This is a genomic window from Pelosinus fermentans DSM 17108 (genome assembly GCF_000271485.2).
GTDB classification, from domain to species: Bacteria; Bacillota; Negativicutes; order DSM-13327; family DSM-13327; genus Pelosinus; species Pelosinus fermentans.
This window is the reverse complement of the sequence record NZ_AKVN02000001.1, coordinates 3,456,860-3,477,613: the sequence shown is the minus strand read 5'-3', so window position 1 is coordinate 3,477,613 and position 20,754 is coordinate 3,456,860. Positions and strand designations below refer to the sequence as shown.

The 20,754-nt window shown below is 38.3% G+C and carries 22 protein-coding genes; 18 read left to right on the top strand and 4 right to left on the bottom strand.

The features are described from left to right. Positions 1-93: 93 nt before the first annotated feature. A complete protein-coding gene (locus tag FR7_RS16135; RefSeq protein ID WP_237714836.1) occupies positions 94-2,778 on the bottom strand; it encodes a sigma-54-dependent transcriptional regulator in 2,685 nt (894 codons plus the stop codon). Positions 2,779-3,101: 323 nt separating this feature from the next. Here FR7_RS16135 and FR7_RS16130 point away from each other — a divergent pair, with 323 nt between their 5' ends. From FR7_RS16130 to FR7_RS16105, 6 genes are all read left to right on the top strand, one after another. Next, positions 3,102-3,521, top strand: a complete 420-nt coding sequence (locus FR7_RS16130; protein ID WP_007933298.1) for a PTS sugar transporter subunit IIA — start codon at positions 3,102-3,104, stop codon at positions 3,519-3,521. A 24-nt stretch (positions 3,522-3,545) separates the two neighbouring features. Continuing rightward, positions 3,546-4,022: a PTS sugar transporter subunit IIB gene (locus FR7_RS16125; RefSeq protein ID WP_007933296.1), complete on the top strand. Its 477-nt coding sequence runs from the start codon at positions 3,546-3,548 to the stop codon at positions 4,020-4,022. A gap of 32 nt (positions 4,023-4,054) precedes the next feature. After that, positions 4,055-4,831 carry an SDR family NAD(P)-dependent oxidoreductase gene (locus FR7_RS16120; protein ID WP_007933294.1) on the top strand — a complete coding sequence of 259 codons (777 nt, stop codon included), beginning with the start codon at positions 4,055-4,057 and terminating at the stop codon, positions 4,829-4,831. Positions 4,832-4,889: 58 nt separating this feature from the next. Continuing rightward, positions 4,890-5,651 carry a PTS sugar transporter subunit IIC gene (locus FR7_RS16115; protein ID WP_007933291.1) on the top strand — a complete coding sequence of 254 codons (762 nt, stop codon included), beginning with the start codon at positions 4,890-4,892 and terminating at the stop codon, positions 5,649-5,651. After that, positions 5,652-6,485 carry a PTS system mannose/fructose/sorbose family transporter subunit IID gene (locus tag FR7_RS16110; RefSeq protein ID WP_007933289.1) on the top strand — a complete coding sequence of 278 codons (834 nt, stop codon included), beginning with the start codon at positions 5,652-5,654 and terminating at the stop codon, positions 6,483-6,485. A gap of 498 nt (positions 6,486-6,983) precedes the next feature. Beyond that, positions 6,984-8,297, top strand: coding sequence for an L-cysteine desulfidase family protein (locus FR7_RS16105; RefSeq protein WP_007933287.1), 1,314 nt, complete (start codon positions 6,984-6,986; stop codon positions 8,295-8,297). A 235-nt stretch (positions 8,298-8,532) separates the two neighbouring features. Here FR7_RS16105 and FR7_RS16100 read toward each other — a convergent pair whose 3' ends face one another. Continuing rightward, positions 8,533-8,877 carry a winged helix-turn-helix transcriptional regulator gene (locus tag FR7_RS16100; RefSeq protein WP_007933285.1) on the bottom strand — a complete coding sequence of 115 codons (345 nt, stop codon included), beginning with the start codon at positions 8,875-8,877 and terminating at the stop codon, positions 8,533-8,535. 252 nt (positions 8,878-9,129) lie between these two features. On the opposite strand from FR7_RS16100, the gene FR7_RS16095 reads away from it, so the two are divergent. The 5 genes from FR7_RS16095 to FR7_RS16075 all read left to right on the top strand — a co-directional run bounded on the left by FR7_RS16095 (position 9,130) and on the right by FR7_RS16075 (position 12,925). After that, entirely contained in the window at positions 9,130-9,591 is a 462-nt protein-coding gene (locus FR7_RS16095) for a pyridoxamine 5'-phosphate oxidase family protein (RefSeq protein WP_007933284.1), read from the top strand. A 135-nt stretch (positions 9,592-9,726) separates the two neighbouring features. Then, complete coding sequence (locus tag FR7_RS16090) at positions 9,727-10,167, top strand: c-type cytochrome (protein WP_237715611.1); 441 nt, start codon at positions 9,727-9,729, stop codon at positions 10,165-10,167. A gap of 19 nt (positions 10,168-10,186) precedes the next feature. Then, positions 10,187-11,680: a cbb3-type cytochrome c oxidase subunit I gene (locus FR7_RS16085; RefSeq protein WP_007933282.1), complete on the top strand. Its 1,494-nt coding sequence runs from the start codon at positions 10,187-10,189 to the stop codon at positions 11,678-11,680. 216 nt (positions 11,681-11,896) lie between these two features. Then, positions 11,897-12,067 (top strand): hypothetical protein, encoded by a 171-nt coding sequence (locus tag FR7_RS24245; protein ID WP_017531581.1) that lies wholly within the window; start codon positions 11,897-11,899, stop codon positions 12,065-12,067. Positions 12,068-12,271: 204 nt separating this feature from the next. After that, positions 12,272-12,925: a bifunctional 4-hydroxy-2-oxoglutarate aldolase/2-dehydro-3-deoxy-phosphogluconate aldolase gene (locus FR7_RS16075; RefSeq protein WP_007933280.1), complete on the top strand. Its 654-nt coding sequence runs from the start codon at positions 12,272-12,274 to the stop codon at positions 12,923-12,925. Between the two features lie 345 nt (positions 12,926-13,270). Here FR7_RS16075 and FR7_RS16070 read toward each other — a convergent pair whose 3' ends face one another. Next, complete coding sequence (locus tag FR7_RS16070; RefSeq protein ID WP_007933279.1) at positions 13,271-14,212, bottom strand: DMT family transporter; 942 nt, start codon at positions 14,210-14,212, stop codon at positions 13,271-13,273. A 145-nt stretch (positions 14,213-14,357) separates the two neighbouring features. Here FR7_RS16070 and FR7_RS16065 point away from each other — a divergent pair, with 145 nt between their 5' ends. After that, positions 14,358-15,245 (top strand): LysR family transcriptional regulator, encoded by an 888-nt coding sequence (locus tag FR7_RS16065; RefSeq protein WP_007933277.1) that lies wholly within the window; start codon positions 14,358-14,360, stop codon positions 15,243-15,245. 44 nt (positions 15,246-15,289) lie between these two features. On the opposite strand, the gene FR7_RS16060 is transcribed toward FR7_RS16065, so the two are convergent. Further along, positions 15,290-15,670 carry a hypothetical protein gene (locus FR7_RS16060; RefSeq protein ID WP_237769540.1) on the bottom strand — a complete coding sequence of 127 codons (381 nt, stop codon included), beginning with the start codon at positions 15,668-15,670 and terminating at the stop codon, positions 15,290-15,292. Positions 15,671-15,838: 168 nt separating this feature from the next. Here FR7_RS16060 and FR7_RS23315 point away from each other — a divergent pair, with 168 nt between their 5' ends. The 6 genes from FR7_RS23315 (at position 15,839) to FR7_RS16030 (ending at position 20,715) form a co-directional block, all read left to right on the top strand. Then, on the top strand, positions 15,839-16,474 hold the full coding sequence (locus FR7_RS23315) for a L,D-transpeptidase family protein (RefSeq protein WP_007933272.1): 636 nt from the start codon (positions 15,839-15,841) through the stop codon (positions 16,472-16,474). Positions 16,475-16,581: 107 nt separating this feature from the next. Continuing rightward, positions 16,582-17,313, top strand: a complete 732-nt coding sequence (locus FR7_RS16050; RefSeq protein ID WP_007933270.1) for an AAA family ATPase — start codon at positions 16,582-16,584, stop codon at positions 17,311-17,313. A gap of 199 nt (positions 17,314-17,512) precedes the next feature. Continuing rightward, positions 17,513-18,274 carry a gamma-glutamyl-gamma-aminobutyrate hydrolase family protein gene (locus FR7_RS16045; RefSeq protein ID WP_007933268.1) on the top strand — a complete coding sequence of 254 codons (762 nt, stop codon included), beginning with the start codon at positions 17,513-17,515 and terminating at the stop codon, positions 18,272-18,274. A 229-nt stretch (positions 18,275-18,503) separates the two neighbouring features. Beyond that, the gene (locus FR7_RS16040) at positions 18,504-18,992 is read left to right on the top strand and encodes a GNAT family N-acetyltransferase (RefSeq protein WP_007933267.1); all 489 of its coding nucleotides are present in this window, start codon (positions 18,504-18,506) and stop codon (positions 18,990-18,992) included. A 265-nt stretch (positions 18,993-19,257) separates the two neighbouring features. Further along, positions 19,258-19,617: a PadR family transcriptional regulator gene (locus FR7_RS16035; RefSeq protein ID WP_007933263.1), complete on the top strand. Its 360-nt coding sequence runs from the start codon at positions 19,258-19,260 to the stop codon at positions 19,615-19,617. A 78-nt stretch (positions 19,618-19,695) separates the two neighbouring features. Then, positions 19,696-20,715 carry an HlyD family secretion protein gene (locus FR7_RS16030; RefSeq protein WP_007933261.1) on the top strand — a complete coding sequence of 340 codons (1,020 nt, stop codon included), beginning with the start codon at positions 19,696-19,698 and terminating at the stop codon, positions 20,713-20,715. Positions 20,716-20,754: the final 39 nt, after the last annotated feature.

Here is a 20,754-nt window from a genome sequence, read left to right as displayed (position 1 = left end):
AACGGATAGGCGAACTATCTTTATTAAAAAGGATCATAATATGGATCGATCCCGCCTGATGCTTTATGCTGGGTTAAAGGCAGTATCCTGTGTTTATTCATAATAGGGACTCAGCATTTCTATAATATAGGCAAATTCGCTATCGGGAATATGGATGCCGAATGCATTTTCGATAATTTTATATTCGGTTTTTATCGTAATAAAAATCGATTTTTTCCTTTTTTTCAAATCTTTTAATTTTGTATATTCAAATATTTCTTTTGATATAAGCCGTTCAATCATACCCATATTGTGAAACATAAATTTGATTTTTAGTCCTCTGTCAGGTGCAATCTCTAACTGTTTCAAAAGAGCAGTATATACCTGATTGAGCAAATCATAAGCTTTCACTGGATTTAAAAAAGTAAGTACTCGACCTAACAGCGTCATCATTTTATCATGGTCATGGTCAAAATAATCCAATTCAGTGGCTGATGTTGCAATATTTTTATTGGCGCCGATCCCGCTGTTTCTTTTGTTAGCCGAAATACTCATACTTTGTCCAATGAAAATGCTGGTTTTCTCTACTTCTTCAACTAGAAGTTCCAATGTCATGTTTGGCATCATAGATTTTCTTGCCGCTTCAATCACCATAGGTGTACTTACCATTTTTATCGTATCTGTTAAAATTCCTGTTTCTTTCGTAATTGACTCGGAAAAGGTCGCTAAAGAGCCCATATCTACTAAGAGTAATACACCTTTTTGAGGGCTGATGTCCCGTACCAATTCAATAGCATTTTGTAAGGTATCATTTACTGTTTTTTTTAAGGGCATATCGATTGCTTTAATATGATCCGTTTGGAGCAGTTCATTTGCGACGCTTGCCATGCTGCTTGCCGTTGAATTTCCATGAGTCATTACAATGACGCTGATATAATTCTGATGTTCACTATTCTTCAGGGCATAAAGGAACATAGCAATGAAATCCGCTTCCTCATTTGGAATCTTTATATGAAGTTTCTTTTCAAGTTTGTTTTTAATTCTTAATGACATTTCATATTCATCCGTTAGGTGAGTCTGATTCATTAGCAAACTTGAATTATATACATGAACTCCAGTTTTGAGCCGTTCCATTAATGTCTCTATATGTAGTGCCAAACTGTAAATAATCCTGGAATCAATACAAATATTAAGATCTGCTGCAACTTCAGCTAGAATTTCTCTGACGACATTTATTACTTCTTCCTGGATAATTTTATATAACATGGAATCATGTTCGTTATTCGTTTTGTTTATTTTTTGTGGAGGAAATTTATTGAAATATTCTACTACCTGTAAATTAATGTTATTCTTAATTTCTGCAATAGATTTTCCTTCATCGAAATATTTTCTGGAATTGTGTAAGATGCTTTCATAAAAATCTTCTTCTGTTTTATAATCATCGTGAAATATGATTTTTTTTAAAGGGTCTTCATCTTCTATCGTTTCTGCACTGAATGTAAGGTCAACGATAGAATTCAAATCAAAACTTTGAACTAGCTCTTCACGTTTTTGATCCATTATAAAAAGACCTTCTGTGAATCGGTTTGCCATCTGAGAGAGCTTGATATAGATTGTATCTTTGTTTTCGGTGAGATAATCGACAAAAGCATTAGCACAGGTAATTTGAATATCATTTCTCAACTGTCCGATGTTTCCCTTACAGTCATATAATAAAAATAACTTTAGAACTTCTGTTGATACTGTGACTGGAAGTTTTATTTTTTTTGATTCTTCGATGAAGAAGGCACAAATGAGTTGCATCCGTTCCTTCATTGGTCGTTCGGAAAGACTAGGGATTTTGATTACACAGGGAATTCTGCGCAAGAAGGTTGTTAACACCGCTTTTTCTGGATTTTCTGTTGTGGCTAAAATTAAGCGAACATTGGCTTTATGAAGATTGTCAGATTCACCTAGTCTGCGAAAAATTCCCCGATCCATCAAGGAAAACAACATCTCCTGTCCTTCTGGTGAAAGACGGTGAACTTCATCTAAGAATAAAATGCCTCCATCAGCAGCGTCGATTAAACCTGGCTTTTCTTTGTCAGCACCGGTAAAGGCACCTTTGACATGGCCGAACAGATAAGACAAAAGCAATTGAGAATTTCCTGCATAATCAGCGCAGTTGAAGATGATATAAGGCGCATCTGATCTTAGTTTTTCTATTGCGACGGCATAACGGTACATGAGCTCAGCAAAAGTTGTTTTACCTACACCGGTAGGTCCCATCAAAAAAGTATGCAGGCCGTTAGGCGGGTAGATGATGGCAGCGATAGCCTGTTTGATTTGATTCTTTAAGCTGGAATCTGTACCGATAAGGGTGTCAAAAATCTTTTTAAAAGATTCTGTTGCGATTTTATCTTTTTTTGGAAGTGATGGCATGGAATATCTGTTTTGTTTTGTCTCAGACAAAGTAACTATATCAACATGGGGATCTAGAATTTGTAAAAAAAGGGTTTTGCTATAAAATACATATTGTGAAATTTTTACGTGAAAAAGACACTCGATGACTTTCCTTGAAAAATATAATACTGGCTTGCCAGAGATTTTAATCACAGAAGTTTCTTTTACCAGTTGATTTAATTCTCTGCTGACATTGGAGCGGTCAATATGCAGCTCAGTAGAAATTTTGCCGGCATGCAGACCATAATTAAAGATCTGTGCCGTCTCTTGGATTTCTTGCTTTTCAAGATTTTTATTCAATAATTGATAAATTCGGTCTTTTCGCTTTAAATTCTTCTCATAGTGCAAACTTTTCACCCTTTCATTTCAACACAGTTCACTTTTCATTATAACTGAAACGCCATATTTGTGACACAGTAAAATGACACAGACTATAAAATAATAATATTGTTGACACAGATGGGGAAAACAAATACTTAATTTTGAAATACCAGACTTTTTGACACACGTGAATTTTTATAATGAAAAATATGCAGTTTTTTATCAAATTAATTATGTTTTTATAACACACATAGACGTTTATTTGAATTGGCACAGTACTTGCAAGTATATAAAGCAGAGAAGCAATGTAATGAGGATATGTAGATATCGTTGCTGTTATAAATTTTGGAGGCGAAAGAATGGTCGGTATATTGATTGCAACACATGGAGAATTGGCAGCAGGGCTTTTAAATGCAGCTGAACTGATTATAGGAAAGCAGGAAAAATGCAAAGTATTAGGATTATATCATGGAGATGATATCACAGCATTTGGAAAATTAATTTGTAAGGAGGTTGGTGAATTGGATGATGGTGATGGGGTTTTGGTATTTACGGATTTGTTTTCGGCAAGCCCGGCGAATCAGGTAGCATTAAATTATCCTCTGTTAAGAGAATACAAATTCAAAGCAATTACTGGTGTCAACCTTCCGATGCTGCTAGAAGCAATTGGAAAAAGAATGGCACAAGAAGATCTGGATAGCATGGTAGATGCTCTTATAGAATCCGGAAAATATGGAATTAAAGATTTAATTGGCGAGTTGAACAAAAAGAAAGCCTAATAGGCTATAAGGAGAAGAGTTACAATGGCGACAGTTGTGCTAGCACGTATTGATGACAGATTAATTCATGGACAGGTAATGACAGCTTGGCTGCAATATGTAGGAGCAAATCACATCGTAATCATCGATGATGAAACAGCATCCGATGACTTTCTAAAATCCATTATTGAAATGGCTGTTCCAAGAGAAATTAAGCTGCATATTTACCATTGCGAGGAAGCAGCAGCAGAGATTAAAAAAATGAGTGATGATGAAAAACTCATGATCCTAGCAAAAGTTCCGGAAAGTTTCTTAACTGTAATCGAAACAGGACTTCCCCTTGAAAAGATCATTATCGGCGGCATGGGGGCAAATACAAAACGCACGAAATTCTATAAGAATATTTCAGCTTCCGATACAGAAAGAGAATCCTTTAAGAAGATCACGGCTCACGGTACAAAATTAGTAATTCATATTATTCCTGACCAGCAAGCTGTTGGCGTGGAAGAATATTTAAAATAAGCCTACAAGTCAAAAGAGAGGAGATGTATTCAATGTTATTGAGAGGAAAATCTATTGTTGTTACGGGTGCAGGCAGCGGCCTTGGCAGATCAGCAGCAATAGCTTTTTCAAAGGAAGGCGCCAAAATTACAGTGCTAGATCTTGATGAAGCAGCAGCCAAATGCACAGCAGATAAAATCATCGCAGAAGGCGGCGAAGCAATGTATCAAAAAGTAAATGTAGCAGATAAAGGTTCGGTTTTTGGAGCTGGCGAAGCAGCAGCTGATACATTTGGCGGCATTGATGTTTGGATGAACTGCGCAGGAGTATCGAAAATATTACCATTTCTCGATTGTACAGAAGAAATCTGGGATCTGACGCTTAATGTCAATCTCAAAGGCATGTTCTTCTGCTGCCAGAGTGCAGTAACGCATATGCTCAAAAATAACGGTGGCGTCATCATTAACATGTCATCCCAATCGGGTAAAAAAGCAGGCGCACAGTATCAGGCATATTGCGCCAGTAAATTCGGTGTGATCGGACTTACACAGTCCATTGCATTAGAATACGCTCAACAAGGAATACGTGCAAATTCTATCTGCCCAGGCGTTGTACAAACGCCAATGTGGGATAAGCAGATTGCCGATTATGCGCGTAAACGTAATTTGAAACCAGAAGACGTTATGCCATATTTCTGCAAGACCATTCCAATGGGACGCGTTTGCAGTTATAAAAACTTTACCGATATGGCAATTTTCCTTGCTAGTGATAAATCGGAATACATGACAGGCCAAGCGCTAAATCTAACAGGTGGCAGCTTAATGCATTAATAACGTAAGCGTATAAAGCAAACTATCCACACCACATGAAAAAAGAGGGGGATGCTCAATGTCCATAGATATTTTTCAGGCCATATTAATTGGCGTGGTATACTATTTGGGTTTTAACGGAACTCCATGGTTGACCAATTTAGGGGCAACCATTGCAAACAGACCTTTAATTGCCGGGACCTTAGTCGGATTTATTCTCGGAGATCCAGTTACCGGATGCATTATTGGTGCGGCTATTAACTTACCTTATCTGGCTTATATTTCTGCAGGAGGTACTGTTCCGATGGATCCGGGTCTAGCTGGAACGATGGGAACGGCGCTGGCCATGGCAGCGGGAGCAACACCTCAGGTAGCTGTATCACTGGCAGTACCAATCGGATTATTAGGGACGATGCTATTTACGTTGAGAATGACGGTAGATATCGCATTTGTTCATATGGCAGACAAGGCTGCAGCAGAAGGTAATTACAAGAAAGTTAACTTCTTTAATGTTGTACCATCGCAATTATTCCTGGCATTTATAACGATTGTGCCTGTAACACTAGGTGTATATTATGGCGCCGATATCATGACGATGATTATTCAATCACTCAGCGGAACACCGCTCCACGTACTCACTGTTATTGGCGGTGTATTGCCAGCATTGGGGATTGCAATGAACCTAAGAGCAATCGTCAATAAGTACATCATCTTATTCTTTCTGATTGGTTTCATCTTACAGGTATATTTCCATGTTCCAATTATTACGATTTCCATTATTGGATTTATCATTGCAATACTTTATACAGAACTTTCAATGAAAGATCAGGGGGCGAGATAAATGTCTGAGCAAGAAAAAATGGAACAAAATTTGCTTAAGAAGAGTGATGTAGTAAAATCCTTTTGGCTCTGGATGTTTTTCTACGTTTCCAATTACAACTATGAACGATTGATGGCAAATGGCTTTGTTCATGCATTATCGCCAGTTTTAAAAAAATTGTATGGACATGACAAAGAAGAGATGAAAGCAGCATTGCAGCGTCACTTGGCATTTTTTAATACAGAACCACATTTTGGCAGCATCATCGGTGGTATGACGATTGCACTGGAAGAACAACGAGCGAAAGGTAAGCCCATTAGCGATCAGATGATCAATGGTTTAAAAACAGGTTTAATGGGACCTCTTGCCGGTATCGGAGATACGTTATGGCAGGGTACATTGACACCGATTCTCTTGTCCTTTGCCTTGAGTATCTCTGCTCAGGGAAATTTGATAGGCGTAGGTTTATATATGATTCTAATGCCGTTGATCATGTTCACGATTGCATATAACTTATGGATGAAAGGGTATTTCCTCGGGCGTGAAGGTCTGCAAAAACTCATGGCAGGAAATATGATTCAAAAAGTAATGACAGTAGCGCAAACGATGGGGGGGATCGTATTAGGCGGCCTTACAGCAAGCTTTGTTACATTGTCTTCTCCTGTTTCCTTTCACTTAGGTGAATCTGTATTGAAACTGCAGGCGGATGTTTTGGATAAATTGCTATTAGGCTTATTACCACTGGTAATGACATTATTTACGCTTCACTTATTGAACAGGAAAATGAAGTCAACAACAGTATTATGCATAATTGCTGGTATTTCAGGTATAGGTGCAGCGTTAGGAATTTTCTAAACAGATTGTTCATATTGACAGCAGTAGTTTTCATGACTACTGCTGTTAGATTTTTTATAAGCTTATAGAAAAAATCTGAAATGTATATATAACGCAAATATTATGTCTATGAAGACCGGATTGAAACCTCAAGAGGGCAAGAACTGCTTTCTCATAATACTGCAGGAGTTTTACATTTCAACGGTAAATACTAAAATTATAGAATGGATCATGTTTTCTGAAAAAGAAGATATCCTGAGGTCCTACAATAATGGTACGGGCAAACCCTTTCCATTATTGCATATGCAATTATCTGCTGATCATGATTGTCTCGCCCTCTGCAGTTGGCAGTAAATTACCAAAAGATTCAGATTCAATCAAAATCTTTTACCGCAATGGGCAGCAATTTTGGTGTATACTAAGGATCAAGAGAATTTGACGGATCATCTGAGGCAGCAGAGATTCATTGTATAGTAGTCGGTTTTCGCCAGTGAATATGGCAGAAAGGAATGTTTCAATATGAAGAATGCATCTTTGAAATCGGTGAACCCCTTGTGGCTGAGATTCATCAACATTGTAAAAAAAGAAGTAGTACCTGCTTTAGGCTGTACGGAGCCGATTTCTTTAGCATTGGCAGCTGCTATTGCAGCCCAGAGACTAGGGAAACCGGTTGAGAAAATTAAAGCGAAAGTATCGGCTAATTTGATGAAAAATGGTATGGGGGTTACTGTGCCAGGAACTTGTACTACTGGACTTTTCATTGCGGCGGCTGTAGGTGCCATTGGTGGTGATCCGGAAGGAAAGCTGGAGGTACTAAAACATCTGACAGCAGCCCAGGTTGAAGAGAGTAAGCTGATGATTGCTCAGGGACGGGTTCAGATTACGATCGCGGATGTCCCTCAGATTTTGTATTCGGAAGCAAAGGTTATACACGGAGAAGAATGGGTGACGGTTTCTATTGCCGACAGCCACACACAAGTGATACGAATTGAAGAATGTGGCAAAGTAGTATTTCAAATAGAACCTGAGGTTTGTAACGCTGATGATAAGGAAGATGAATATTCGATAGCTGGAGTAAAGGCACGGGATGTATTCGATTTTGCTACTCAAGCACCGTTAGAGATGATTGATTTTATCCGCGAAGCGGCTATCCTAAATAGTTCATTATCCCAGGAAGGGATGAACGGGAATTATGGGCTGCGCATTGGCGCCACGATGGAGCATCATAGAAATCAGGGACTCTTATCCGATGGCCTTTTGACCCAGATACTGATGCGTACAACGGCAGCTTCTGATGCACGAATGGGTGGGGCAGCATTGCCTGCCATGACTAATTCTGGCTCCGGCAATCAGGGTATATCGGCAACGATGCCTGTTGTAGTGGTAGCCGAGCATGTAAAGGCAAATGAAGAAACTCTTACAAGAGCATTAATGCTATCTCATATGATGGCAATCTACATCCATGATAAACTTCCCAAGTTATCAGCATTATGTGCTGTTACCACCGCTTCAATGGGATCAGCAGCAGGAATGGCCTGGCTGCTGAAAGGAGATTTTAAGACGGTTAGCATGGCTATTTCCAACATGATTGGTGATGTGGCAGGACTTATTTGTGATGGAGCATCCAATAGCTGTGCCATGAAGGTGTCTACGTCGGTGATGTCTGGGTATAAAGCTGTGTTAATGGCTCTTGAAGGAATTCGTGTTACAGAAAATGAAGGGATTGTCGCGGAAGATGTGGATCAATCCATTGCCAACTTGGGACAATTAGCCTGCCAGGGAATGGTTCAGACCGACGGACAAATTTTGCAAATCATGCTGAATAAACAATAAAATACATCATAAAAAAGTATCAGCATGATTACGCTGATACTTTTTTACTAATACTAGAAGCTATAAGTTTTGTAGGTATATAAGATTTTATGAATCACAAAGGAGAACACAAAAATATAATCCCTTTGTGTACTTTGCGTCTTTGTGGTTCGATCCGTTCTAAATGCTTTAAAGACGTTAATAAAGATTGTTATATGTCTCTTCTAGTGATTAAATAGCTGGAAGGAATAATAATTTAGTCATCAATAAAATCTTTCGAATCCGTTCCTTTGGTTTCTAAATATCCTTTTCCCCAAGTACTTATGGATTCTAAGATTGGCTGAAGACTTCTTCCAAGATCGGTCAAAGAATATTCAACTTTGGGGGGAACTTCAGCAAAGACCTTGCGGGAAATCAGCTCATCGTTTTCTAGCTGCCGAAGCTGCTGTGTAAGCATTTTTTGACTGATTCCGTTTATTCCTTTCTGAAGGCAGCCAAAGCGTTGATGATCTGTAGTTAGTAAGTTTCTTATAATAAGGACTTTCCATTTATGTCCTATTAAATTGATTGCTTCTTCGATAGGACAGACTTTAATATTCAAAGTGTCAGCCTCCAGTAAATTCAATAATACTTACCATCCCGTTTGTATTGAACGAAATAGTGCCTTATTGCAAAAAGTAACTTTCGCTCTTATTATAGTAACAAATGTACTTGTAGGCAATACGTAGTGCCAATTACATTATGCAACATTTATTCCCCCGATTATTAAGCGAGGGATCGCGAAAATTACAGGTTAAAATCTTTTAAGTAATATAGCAAATGATGTAACGTTCATCTTATAGGAGGCAAAACGATGAGAAGTATTCGGGATATTAACAAACAGATCACTCATGATGAGGCGATGGAGATGCTGGGACAAGGCGAATATGGAGTGCTCTCCACAATGAATAAAGATGGATATCCTTATGGATTGCCATTACATTATATTATGTTAGATGATGCTATTTATCTGCATTGTGACTTGGAAGGGCATATACTGGACAATCTTTCTTACAATGATAAAGTGTGCTTTACTGTTGTTGGATATACACAAGTGCTGCCTAGTTCCTTTACTGCAAACTATGAAAGTGTTATCGTTTTTGGAAAAGGGACTTTGGTAGAAGGAACGGAAAAAATCAATATGTTAAAGGCATTAGTGAGAAAATTTAGTCCTGAATATTATGATAAAGGGTTGAAAGTAATTGATGCTTTTAAAGATAAATGTTCAGTGATACGTATTGATGTAGAACATATTACAGGTAAGAAGCGAAGATAACAGAGAAAAGCTAGAGGTGGAAGGGAGCATACTCCCTCCCACCTCTAACTTTTAAGCAAACTCATTATGTTGCTTTCTGGATTTTATTAGTAGAACATGTATAGAAACATTCAACATAATTGATAATAAGAAGAAATGTTTAGTAAGGAGTCGGCGATGCAGCTTCCCTTGAAAATCTTTTTAGCAACCGTAGTTCTTTCCCTGGCGTTATTCTTTTTTGTTATATATGACTCGATGGCAGGTAATAATTTGCAAAATGTACCTTCTGAGGCAGTCAAAGGTAAAATGGTATTTCAGAAAAGAGCTTGTATTGAATGTCATACCGTATTTGGTAACGGGGGATATTACGGAGGCGATCTTACTAAGGCATATGAAAAGTTTGGAAGCAATGGATTAAGAGAATATTTAACCCAGCCTCCATTGCTTAGTGGAGCAAAGAAAAAACGGCATATTTACTTGAGTAATGAAGAAGCAGAGGAAATTACTGCATATTTTCGTTTCCTGCAGTCAATTCCTAATATGGATTGGCCGCCAAGACCTGTATATGATAAAAAAGAGGAACCTGGAGTAAAGTAATGAAAAGGGGTTAGAAAAGTTGTTTCGATCTCAGCACCTGAGTTATAAATATGCTTTATTTGCCTACTTCCTCTTTGGTCTTCAAGGGTTGGTAGCATCGGGCGGAGCAATTGATCTTCTCTTTCCTGATCTTGGCAATCCGATTCCCTTTGCATCCGGAAGAGCTTTTCATTTGAATGTGAGTATCTATTGGCCGTTGATTGGAATGATTGGCGCCATGTATTTCTTTTTTTGCCAAGAAGCGGAGCGGGAATTTTACAGTTTGAAACTAATTACCATTAACTTTTGGATGCTGGCTGGCACGCTAGGCCTAATATTAGGATCGTTATTGCTTGGTTTCAATGAAGGGAGAGAATATCTAGAGGCAATCTGGCCCTTGAAACTAGCAACGGCAGCTTGTACGATTCTGCTGTGCTTTAATTTGCTTACGACCTATCTGGCTTCCGATATGCCTAGGAGTAGGGCAACATTAATTAGCATGGTAACAGGAAGTGTCACATTAATCATTTTTTACGTGCCGAATATCGTATCCTATGCTCACCCGACAGTTGATGAAATCGCTAAATTTATGGTGGTACATATATGGGAAGAAATGTCTTTGGAGCTTATCGGCACGGGGGTATTGGCTGCCTTGCTGATTCAGGTGACAAAGGTTAAGCGACAGGCTGTAGAAACAGCTATATATTTAGACATTACATTCGCGGTCTTAGCTGGGATTATAGCAACAGGACATCATTATTATTGGATCGGGGTACCATCATATTGGCTTTGGCTGGGCGGCACTTTTAGCGCAATGCAAGTACTGCCCGCGATTGTACTATTGTATACGACGGTAAAATCGATAACATTCAAGGGTATTTTTGATTTGTCCTATCGGGATAAAATAACGATGTTTCTCATCGGCTCCAGTATGTTCTACCATATATTCGGTGCTGGATTTTTAGGGTTTCTCATGGCTTATCCACCATTAAACCGATATGTACATGGGACCTATATTACGTCTGCTCATTCCCACCTTGCATTATTTGGTGTATTTGGTTTTTTAGTGTTAGCAGTTTGCTTTCACATCCTATTTACAGAAATCATGCTTGGCAAGAAAATGTATCGCTGGTGTTGGGGTGCAATCATTTCTTTAAATGCCGGATTATTAACGATGGGGCTTGGGTTATTAATCGCTGGCGGACTACAAGTTTATTTCTGGCGCGTGATTGGGCTCAGTATTGGAGAAACAAATGAATTCATTAGACCCTATCTTTTTATTAGGGCATTTGGCGGTTTTTTATACGCCATAGGAAGCTTAACGTTAACCTTCGTTGTCATAAAAAGCATATGGCCGAAGATACAGGTAATCTTTCAAAGTGAAGGGCGACTTTCTATCGTAAAGTGTGATGATTTGCACCGTATGCATGGGTTAGTGGAAGAGTTACTGCAAGAGGAAAAAAAAATAGAGCCGCTGCTGAAGAGAATTCAAGTTCTTTACCAGAGGCTGCTTCTCTTTGATAAAGAAAAATAAAAGAGAAGGAAAAGGAGTATGAAAGGAATAGAATGCATATACTGCTAATATTAGACATAAAACGAGGGAAAAGCAGATAGGATAAGCTATAGTTGATTGTCACGGTGTATTTTGGAGCAATAAGGATTTGCAATGAAGGCTGGGGTCATGATACTATGAAAAAAAGATAAAGAAGGTGGTAAATTGGGCAAGAACAAGTGCTATTGTGGTAGTACTATGTTTGAGAAGGTGGATATTACGCCCGTTGGAATGATGGATAAAAAATTTTTTACCCGCTGTCCTCAATGTGGTCTTGTAATAAGAGGTTCTGAGCATCCTACTGAAAATAAAAATACTTCGAAATGCTCTGTCTTACATTTTGTTCGTGGAGCACTTGGAAAATACTAAATCGATCAATAAGAGCCTGAGGGCTCTTTTTTTATGATTGCTGCGACATTTCGCTGAAAAGAATGGATTTATCAAATAGAATGAAATTACAAAAAGGATTGAATTTATGGAATGGGAATGATATATTGCATTTAGTAAAACGTTAGATATAATTCATAAGGGCACAACAAAAAAAGTTAATATAAATATGAGGGGGAATCGGAAATGAGTATAGAAATTGCAGATTTTATTCAAAAACATAAGGTAATTACGATATGTCGTAGACTTTATGGACAGGATTTGCTTAATTTAGTCAGGGCATTGCATCAAGGTGGAATGAACATGGTCGAAGTGACCTTTGACCAAAGTGATCCGGACTGCATTAACAAGACTGCTGAGGCGATCCGTATGTTAGTTGAAAATTTCGGAAGCTCTATGAAAATCGGTGCAGGAACGGTTCTTACAAAAGAGCAGGTAAGAGCGACAAAAGATGCAGGAGGAAGTTATATTATTTCTCCAAATGTTGATGTGGAGATTATAAAATACACAAAGGAATTAGGACTTGTTTCAATTCCTGGAGCAATGACACCATCAGAAATCTTAACAGCGCATAACAACGGAGCTGATTTTGTAAAACTGTTTCCAGCAGGAAACCTTGGATTTGATTACATAAAAAACATTATGGCTCCTATCAGCCATGTGAAGCTTATTGCTACAGGAGGAGTTACGGAAGAAATACTCCCAGAGTATTTAAAACTTGGTTTTGCAGGTGCCGGGATAGGTGGAAGGCTTACAGATCGAAAACTTATCACCACAGGAGAGTTTGAAACATTTACAGAACGGGCTAAAGGATTTTCAAAAGTAGTAATGGAGTATTAATTTTGGTTTACACCATGTAGGTGTATTTAACCTGGCTATTTGGTAACTGGCCGAGGGTTGAGCATCTTAAAAACTGGATTGCTGCGATACTATTTTGGGTTGATGTCATTGGTGTACCCCTAGGAGGTATTGAAGAACTCGATGATTTTCTCCGTAAATACCCGGTTGTAGATCGCTAGCTGGTTTTATAACATAAGAAGAGTCACGACTTATCATTTGGATTGATGAGTCGTGACTCTTCTTTTCTCTGTTCATTTCAGTAACGAAACGTATAATGGGAGTAACAGAGTCTACAGCAGGTGCCTCATTATTTCCTTTATGGAGGTCGTAAGTTTAGAGGTAATCTTATTTCGTTTTGTTAGTAGAAAATGTGGTTTTATTGATCTGGTGCAGATAGTGAATCAGACGAGTGTAATGCAAGTCTTGTGTGAAAATAGCTCCCCAATTCACTTGTGAGTGGATTACGCCGAATAATACAAATAATGCACCGATCCAACCTTGAACAGAAAGAATTTCGTCTAAAAACAGAAAGCCAAATATTGCTGCAAAGACAGGCTCTAAGGAAAAAATGAGACCTGTATTCGTAGAAGTGGTATGCTGCTGCGCAACTGTTTGTACGATAAAGCCTATGGCACTGCACAATATGCTCAAGACTAAGATCGGCAGCCACTCACCAGCAGTAATGGGGAATATGGGGGCTTCAAAAAGTAAGGAGAAAATAAATCCTAAGGCTCCTGCAAATCCGAGCTGCATGACCCCAAGCGTAATCGAATCTACCGTTTTTGTCAGCCTTTCGGTAACAATGATATGCGTTGCATAAAAGAGTGCACCAGCAACGCATAATAAATCACCGAAGTTAATCATGAGACGACTATTTAGTGTTAACAGACCTACTCCTAGCAGTGCAAAGATCACTCCAACGATGACGTTGGTCTCAGGAACCTTTTTAACAATAAGGGCGGTCAATATTGGAACGAAAATAACTGTGAGACTTACGAGAAACGCTGCATTGGAGGTTGAAGTAAATTTTATCCCGAAAGTTATACAAGTAAAAACTAAAAATAAAATCGAACCTAAGACAAAAGCATAACGAATTGTTTTTATATTTGCTTTTAGTAAGCGCATTGGAAAGATAGCAGCTGCTAAGAAAAATGCGATACCAAAGCGTAATGCAATTAGATTATATTCCTGCAACGAATTCAAGCCCATTTTCATAAACAAATAGGAAAAGCCCCAGAAGATTGTCACTATCAGCAGCATTGTATTTGCCGTGCACCTTGTTTTCATATTGAATCCCCCACTTAACAAAATCCTGTTTTTTAAGATTTAGATTGTTTAATCATTAGTATAAATATATAATTACCATTAGAAAAGAGAATGTTTTTAATGGGATTCATGAGAGTTACTCATGTAAGAGGAGAAGATAATTAGTATGACGATTTCTAAATATGAGATTTTTCATGGAGTGGTTGAATTAGGGAGTTTGACAAAAGCGGCAGAAAGTTTGAATCTGACACAATCGGGTGTTAGTCATGCCATTGCCAGTCTGGAAGCAGAATTGGGATTTTTACTGCTTACCCGTGACAGGGCAGGTGTAACCTTAACGAGTAATGGTGAAATGATATTGAAATACGTTCGGGAAACCTTGCAGTGCAATGAGCGCTTAAGACAGAAAGTAGCTGAAATTAAGGGACTGGAAATTGGAACCGTACGAATTGGCACCTTTACCAGCGTGTCTTCCCAATGGCTTCCTGGTATTATAAAAGAATTTCATAAGCAGCATCCGGCCATTGAAATTAAATTAAATGAAGGGTATTATGATGATATTCATCGGTGGATATTGAATGGCGCTGTTGATTTTGGATTTGTGTCTTTACCCGTAATTCAGTCATTTGAATTTATACCATTAAAAAAGGATAAAATGCTCTGTATTCTGCCAACGGAGCATCCTTTAGGGCAGCAAAATGAAATTTCTTTTGAACAAATAAAAAAAGAGGCATTTATCATGCCTAAATGGGGTAATACTGGAGACGTACGGCGTATTTTACTTGAAAATAATCTGAAAACGAGAATCAAATATGAAGTGATAGAAGATCAGGCTATTATTGCAATGGTGCAAAATGGTCTAGGTATAAGCATTCTTCCTGAGATGGTGCTATATCGCAATTTGCATGATGTACATATTGCAAATCTCGAAAAACCTGCATATCGAACCATTGGTATTGCTCTTAACTCTATTAAGAATGCTTCCCCTGCTGCAAGAAAATTTTTAACTTGTATCAAATCCTGGTTAGGTCGGCAAGGGCTGTTAGATTTTTAATGATATAAGGAGGCTTGGCTTATGCAAGCAAAACCTAAAATCAACTAGGTATTATCAAGATGCTGTTTTGCCAAGTAGGCGGAATTGACAGCGTCTTGCAGCGCTTTCTTATTCATTCTCTCAGTCCATCTGTCAAAATAGCAGGGATAGCTGATTCCACAGGTTCTGCATTCTATATACTGCTGCGTATCTTTTTGTTCGCGTTTATCGTACATATGGGGAAGAAGCTCATTCGTATTTTTAAGCCCGGGAGCATCTGAATCCAGAATATATGAATATTCATATGTAGCCACATATTTTAATATAAGATGGTCATCGTTACAGCTTGGACAGATAACACGGTTCATTGCCTGCATAGTTTTCTTCACCCCTATTATTATTCCTATTATTTTGTCACCAACAACATGATTCGAAGATGATATCATCTACTACTATTATAGCCATTTTTAATGCTATCACTCCTATTAATAGTAGATCGTCTTCGAGAAAATAGTGCCAAAAGTATCAAGAACGATCATTCTTAAAAACACCAGAAATACTTGTCCAAGCATATAATGGTTCATGATCAGAATTGTTATATGGAGGACGACTATATGAATATTAGAAAAATGTATTTACCATATTCATTGGCCGAAATGAATCTTTCAAGGGGAATCAGACAGCCTATACTAGGGCAGATTCAGCACCTTCTCAAAATAAAGGGCTTCTATCAAGGTATTGAGCAAAATACCTACACTGATGAAATAGGCGGGGCCATTTTGCAGTTTCAAAAATCAGAGAAGTTGGTCCCAACAGGCAGTTTAGATCCAATCACTTATTGTCGTTTATATGGTGCTGATATTGTAGAAATAAACCCAATAAAAGATAATCGCTACAGAGCCGACCTGACCTTGGCACGAGGTCGGATTTTAATTCACAAACCAACTCGTCAGCTTACCTTGTTTAACGGAAATAATCAATTACGCAGCTATCCGGTGGCTATCGGCAAACCGTCAACACCTACACCGGAAGGAGATTATGCGATTGCTACTAAGATTTTAAATCCTGGAGGTATGTTGGGGACACGTTGGATGGGACTGAATTTTGATCCTAATTATGGCATACATGGCAACCGTGCTCCCTGGTCAATCGGTCAATTGGTCTCTCTAGGCTGTGTTCGTATGCATAACCATCATGCTGAAGAATTATTTGCAATGGTCAGAGTCGGTACACCGGTGATGATTCGATAACATCATCACTCGTATGTTTGCTAGTAAATGTAGTTGTATTATGACAGCTTGCTGCAGTAATATAGTAGTTAAGTAATTAATGAATGGGTAATGAGTAGGAGAATCGTATGGATAAATTAAGCACAGAACATTATTTGCGTTCCATAAAATTATTGCGAGATCAAGTTGAAAGCTTCGATCAATATCCCTTTTCCTTGCCAATTTTCCGTGATTTAGATGAGTTGAAATTTCATCCACAAGTGACATTTATTGTGGGGGAAAACGGTACGGGAAAATCTACACTGCTAGAGGCAATTGCGATTGCCTGGGGGTTTAATCCTGAGGGCGGAACTCGCAACTTTAATTTTTCTACGAGAAATTCCCATTCTCAGTTACATGAATGCATTCGTTTAATTCGAGGTATAAGAAAACCTAAGAATGAATTTTTCTTACGTGCCGAAACCTTTTATAATCTGGCAACGCAAATTGATGAGCTTCAAGTGAGTCATTTCTACGGAGGAAAGTCATTGCATGAACAATCTCATGGGGAAGCTTTCTTTGCGACTTTCATGAATAAATTTAAAGGTAAAGGACTATACCTATTGGATGAGCCAGAAGCTGCCTTATCTCCCATGAGGCAAATGGCTATGATTTTAAGAATGCATGACTTGGCGGATCAACAATCCCAATTTATTATTGCAACTCATTCGCCTATCATAATGGGGTATCCGGGTGCAACGATTTTACAAATAACAAATAATAAGATTGAAGCGATTGCATATGAAGAAACAGAGCATTATATCATAATGAAAGAATTTATAAATAATCGTAAGAAAATGTTAGACGTATTGATGGAATGATTGAAGTAATTGCGTAGCATTCATTTGTTGTTATTACTGCTTTCTTAGTTCATTGACAATGCTGATTAGGGGTGTTATTATCTTACCAAGATATTGTGTTTAAGCTATCACCATAAACAGCTGATTGAAACTAAAGGTCAAAAGAAGTGGAATTATAGACACTTTTTTTGACCTTTAATCTATTATGAGGGAGGAGATTGTGATTAAGAAACCCATTATAGGTATACTGGTTTCTATACTTTTTCTTGAGGATGGTTTGTTTTCAGGAATGAAGAAAGCAGCAGTGAGTCATGATTATGTACAGGCAATTGTATCGGCTGGAGGAGTACCGCTTCTATTGCCAGCTATTGATGATGAAGAAAGTATTAAAGCGCAGTTAAAGCAGGTAGATGGCTTATTATTATCAGGTGGATACGACATCAATCCGTTGCTATATGGTGAAGAACCATTGCGAGAATTAGATACAATCTTTCCGGAGATGGATGATCACCATATACGAAGTGCTAACATTGCAGCTGCATTGGGAAAGCCCATATTAGGAATTTGCCGCGGTTTACAAGTTCTCAACGTAGCTTTTGGCGGCACATTGTATCAAGATATAGCAGCTCAATGTTCCAGCAAGTGTTTAAAGCATTTTCAAAAGGGAGAAAGACATGTGCCTACTCATACGGTAGAATTGACTCAAAATACGGTATTGTCTCAAATTTTTCCGAAAGATTCCATTGTGACAAACAGCTTTCATCATCAGTCTGTTAAGGAAATCGCACCGGGATTTATTGTGAATGCCAGAGCAAAAGATGGTATAGTTGAAGGAATTGAGAAAAGGGAAGGAAGCTTTATTGTAGGGGTTCAGTGGCATCCGGAAATGATGATTACCCAGTCTCCTGATATGTTGCCTCTTTTCAGAGCTTTCGTCGAAGCGGCAAAGAAAACAGTTGTTGTATCTAGCTTCGAGAAATAAGATTATTTTATAAAAAATATTCTAATACCAACTGGTTGACATTTCAACTAGTTGGTATTAGAATTTAAGTAGTTGAAATGTCAACTACTTAAATGGATCCTTTTGCATGGCAAAATTAAATATCGAACTCTTTGAGAAGTGAGCATACTTACTATTGGAGTTGATTCGTAGCAAGAAGTACGGGAATTTATACTGCAAAGAGGTCATTTTATAAAGAGGTGAATAAAAATTGGAAACTGTTATTGTAGAGAAATATTCTAAAGAATATCAAGATGAAGTGATTGACTTAATTCTCACCATTCAGCGAAGTGAGTTTAACATTCCGATCAGCAAAGAAGATCAGCCGGATTTAAGTGACATACCTAACTTCTATCAGTCTGGAGGGGGGAATTTTTGGATTGCTATTTATGAGCAGCAGATTGTAGGAACGATTGCGCTGATCGCTATTGGAAATCAGCAAGGCGCATTAAGAAAAATGTTTGTGAAAGCGGATTATCGAGGAAAAGGGCATAATATAGCCAAGCTGCTGCTATTACAGTTAACGTCATGGGCTAGTGAGCATAACATACGTGAAATTTACCTGGGGACCACCGAGAAATTTGTAGCTGCACATCGTTTTTATGAAAAAAATAATTTTGTTCAAATAGCAAAAGAGGTATTGCCAGATGCATTTCCGATTATGAAAGTGGATACAAGATTTTATAAGACGAGGCTTTAAATAGATGTTATACAGATGCCTTCCCCTTACTGAAGGTCTTATTGTTAAGATAACCTTTGACAAGAATTATAAAAATATAATAGAATTAACTAATCAACTGACTAGTTAATTCTAGAGGCTGTATTCCATGATTTTGGAGTACAGCCTTTTTTAATGAATTCTATGGTTCGGATTATGAATCTATAATCGCAATTGTTAATTGACACTCTTAATTATTCTTGATAAAATTAATAAAGATATTTTTAATATAAATAAGGAGGATTACATGCCAAAGAAAAAAAGCAATTATGAGACACTAATGAATCTTATTATTGGTTTATACATACTGAAAATACTTCAACAGGAACCTGCATATGGAAATAAGTTAGCTGCGGAGATTAAGCGGCGTACTCAAGATTCCTATACTCCAAATACAAATGCTCTGTATCCGCTTCTTCGGAAGATGGAAGAAAGGGGATATATCGTCGGCGAATGGGATAGCCCTATGACTCGCGGCAAACGAATCTTCACCATTACAGATGTTGGTATTGCTCGCGTACCTGCATTGGAAATAATGCTGCAAGAACGGATTACTGAGGTGGAACGAAGGATGAGAATATTGCGGACGGATTTGCTTAGACAATAATATCCAGTAGATGCTTGCATAGTGGATACAGTAAAAAGAATACATATTGATTTCGATAGTTTAATGAGGTGAAAGTTGATGACTCAAGCAAATTCAAGGCTAAGTAATCGCAGCATGATGATCATTGTAAGTGTGCTTGTGGGGATCTTAGTAGTTGGTGGAGTATGGTGGTGGATTCGTTCTGGGCGGATTGTTTCTACGGATGATGCCAGAGTAAAGGGAACTATTGTCGCGGTAAGCGCAAAAGTATCTGGCAGAGTGGAAAAAGTTTTGGTTAAAGAAGGAGATAGTATCCAAACCGGACAGGTCATAGCAACATTAGAGAAGGAAGAATTTGAAGCTCAGGTTGAGCAGGCCAATGCGAATTTGGAGATGACAAAGGCAAAATTGGCAGCTGTAATTGCAGGTAATCGGCACCAAGAGGTTGCGGCAGCGAATGCTGCTGCTAGCCAAGCAGCGGCAAATCTTTATAATGCCCAGAAAAACTATGAACGGGCTGAGGCTCTGTATCATCAAGGCGCTATATCAATCCAGCAGCTTGAAACTGCTAAAACTGCTTTAGATGTTGCCCAGGCACAGTATGCTGCTGCCAAAGAGCAGTACAGTTTGTCTGCTGAAGGCTCACGACCAGAGGATATTCAAGTAGCACAGGCTCAAGTCCGTCAGGCTCAGGCGGCACTAACCAATCTTGAAATTCAATTGGCAAATGCAACGGTAAAGGCACCTGTCTCGGGAGTTGTGGCTTTAAAATCTGTAGAAGATGGTGAAGTTGTTTCTGCTGGACAGCAGCTCTTTAGTATAACGAACCTTGCAGATGTTTGGATTAATGCTAACATAGAAGAAACCTATATTGGCCGAATCAAAGTCGATCAACCAGTAGAATTTACGATAGACGCTTTTCCTGGCAAGAAGTTTATCGGTCATGTAATAGAGGTTGGTTCAGCGACAGGATCTCAATTCGCCCTATTGTCAACTGAAAATAGTTCCAGTAATTTCACTAAAGTTACACAGCGGCTGCCTATTAAAATACAAGCTGACGAATCCGAATATATTCTTAAACCGGGGATGTCTGCGGTAATAAGCATTAGTACAAAGTAAATAAAAGTGCTCTTATACGGTTAAGCTCTAAATGTAAAT

What these genes read in the sequence shown, in the direction of transcription:
- FR7_RS16130 (WP_007933298.1), top strand. Translation starts at nt 3,102, where the DNA reads ATGGTCGGTATATTGATTGCAACACATGGAGAATTGGCAGCAGGGCTT.
- FR7_RS16125 (WP_007933296.1), top strand. Translation starts at nt 3,546, where the DNA reads ATGGCGACAGTTGTGCTAGCACGTATTGATGACAGATTAATTCATGGA.
- FR7_RS16120 (WP_007933294.1), top strand. Translation starts at nt 4,055, where the DNA reads ATGTTATTGAGAGGAAAATCTATTGTTGTTACGGGTGCAGGCAGCGGC.
- FR7_RS16115 (WP_007933291.1), top strand. Translation starts at nt 4,890, where the DNA reads ATGTCCATAGATATTTTTCAGGCCATATTAATTGGCGTGGTATACTAT.
- FR7_RS16110 (WP_007933289.1), top strand. Translation starts at nt 5,652, where the DNA reads ATGTCTGAGCAAGAAAAAATGGAACAAAATTTGCTTAAGAAGAGTGAT.
- FR7_RS16105 (WP_007933287.1), top strand. Translation starts at nt 6,984, where the DNA reads ATGAAGAATGCATCTTTGAAATCGGTGAACCCCTTGTGGCTGAGATTC.
- FR7_RS16095 (WP_007933284.1), top strand. Translation starts at nt 9,130, where the DNA reads ATGAGAAGTATTCGGGATATTAACAAACAGATCACTCATGATGAGGCG.
- FR7_RS16090 (WP_237715611.1), top strand. Translation starts at nt 9,727, where the DNA reads ATGTTTAGTAAGGAGTCGGCGATGCAGCTTCCCTTGAAAATCTTTTTA.
- FR7_RS24245 (WP_017531581.1), top strand. Translation starts at nt 11,897, where the DNA reads ATGTTTGAGAAGGTGGATATTACGCCCGTTGGAATGATGGATAAAAAA.
- FR7_RS16075 (WP_007933280.1), top strand. Translation starts at nt 12,272, where the DNA reads ATGAGTATAGAAATTGCAGATTTTATTCAAAAACATAAGGTAATTACG.
- FR7_RS16070 (WP_007933279.1), bottom strand. Translation starts at nt 14,212, where the DNA reads ATGAAAACAAGGTGCACGGCAAATACAATGCTGCTGATAGTGACAATC.
- FR7_RS16065 (WP_007933277.1), top strand. Translation starts at nt 14,358, where the DNA reads ATGACGATTTCTAAATATGAGATTTTTCATGGAGTGGTTGAATTAGGG.
- FR7_RS16060 (WP_237769540.1), bottom strand. Translation starts at nt 15,670, where the DNA reads ATGATATCATCTTCGAATCATGTTGTTGGTGACAAAATAATAGGAATA.
- FR7_RS23315 (WP_007933272.1), top strand. Translation starts at nt 15,839, where the DNA reads ATGAATATTAGAAAAATGTATTTACCATATTCATTGGCCGAAATGAAT.
- FR7_RS16050 (WP_007933270.1), top strand. Translation starts at nt 16,582, where the DNA reads ATGGATAAATTAAGCACAGAACATTATTTGCGTTCCATAAAATTATTG.
- FR7_RS16035 (WP_007933263.1), top strand. Translation starts at nt 19,258, where the DNA reads ATGCCAAAGAAAAAAAGCAATTATGAGACACTAATGAATCTTATTATT.
- FR7_RS16030 (WP_007933261.1), top strand. Translation starts at nt 19,696, where the DNA reads ATGACTCAAGCAAATTCAAGGCTAAGTAATCGCAGCATGATGATCATT.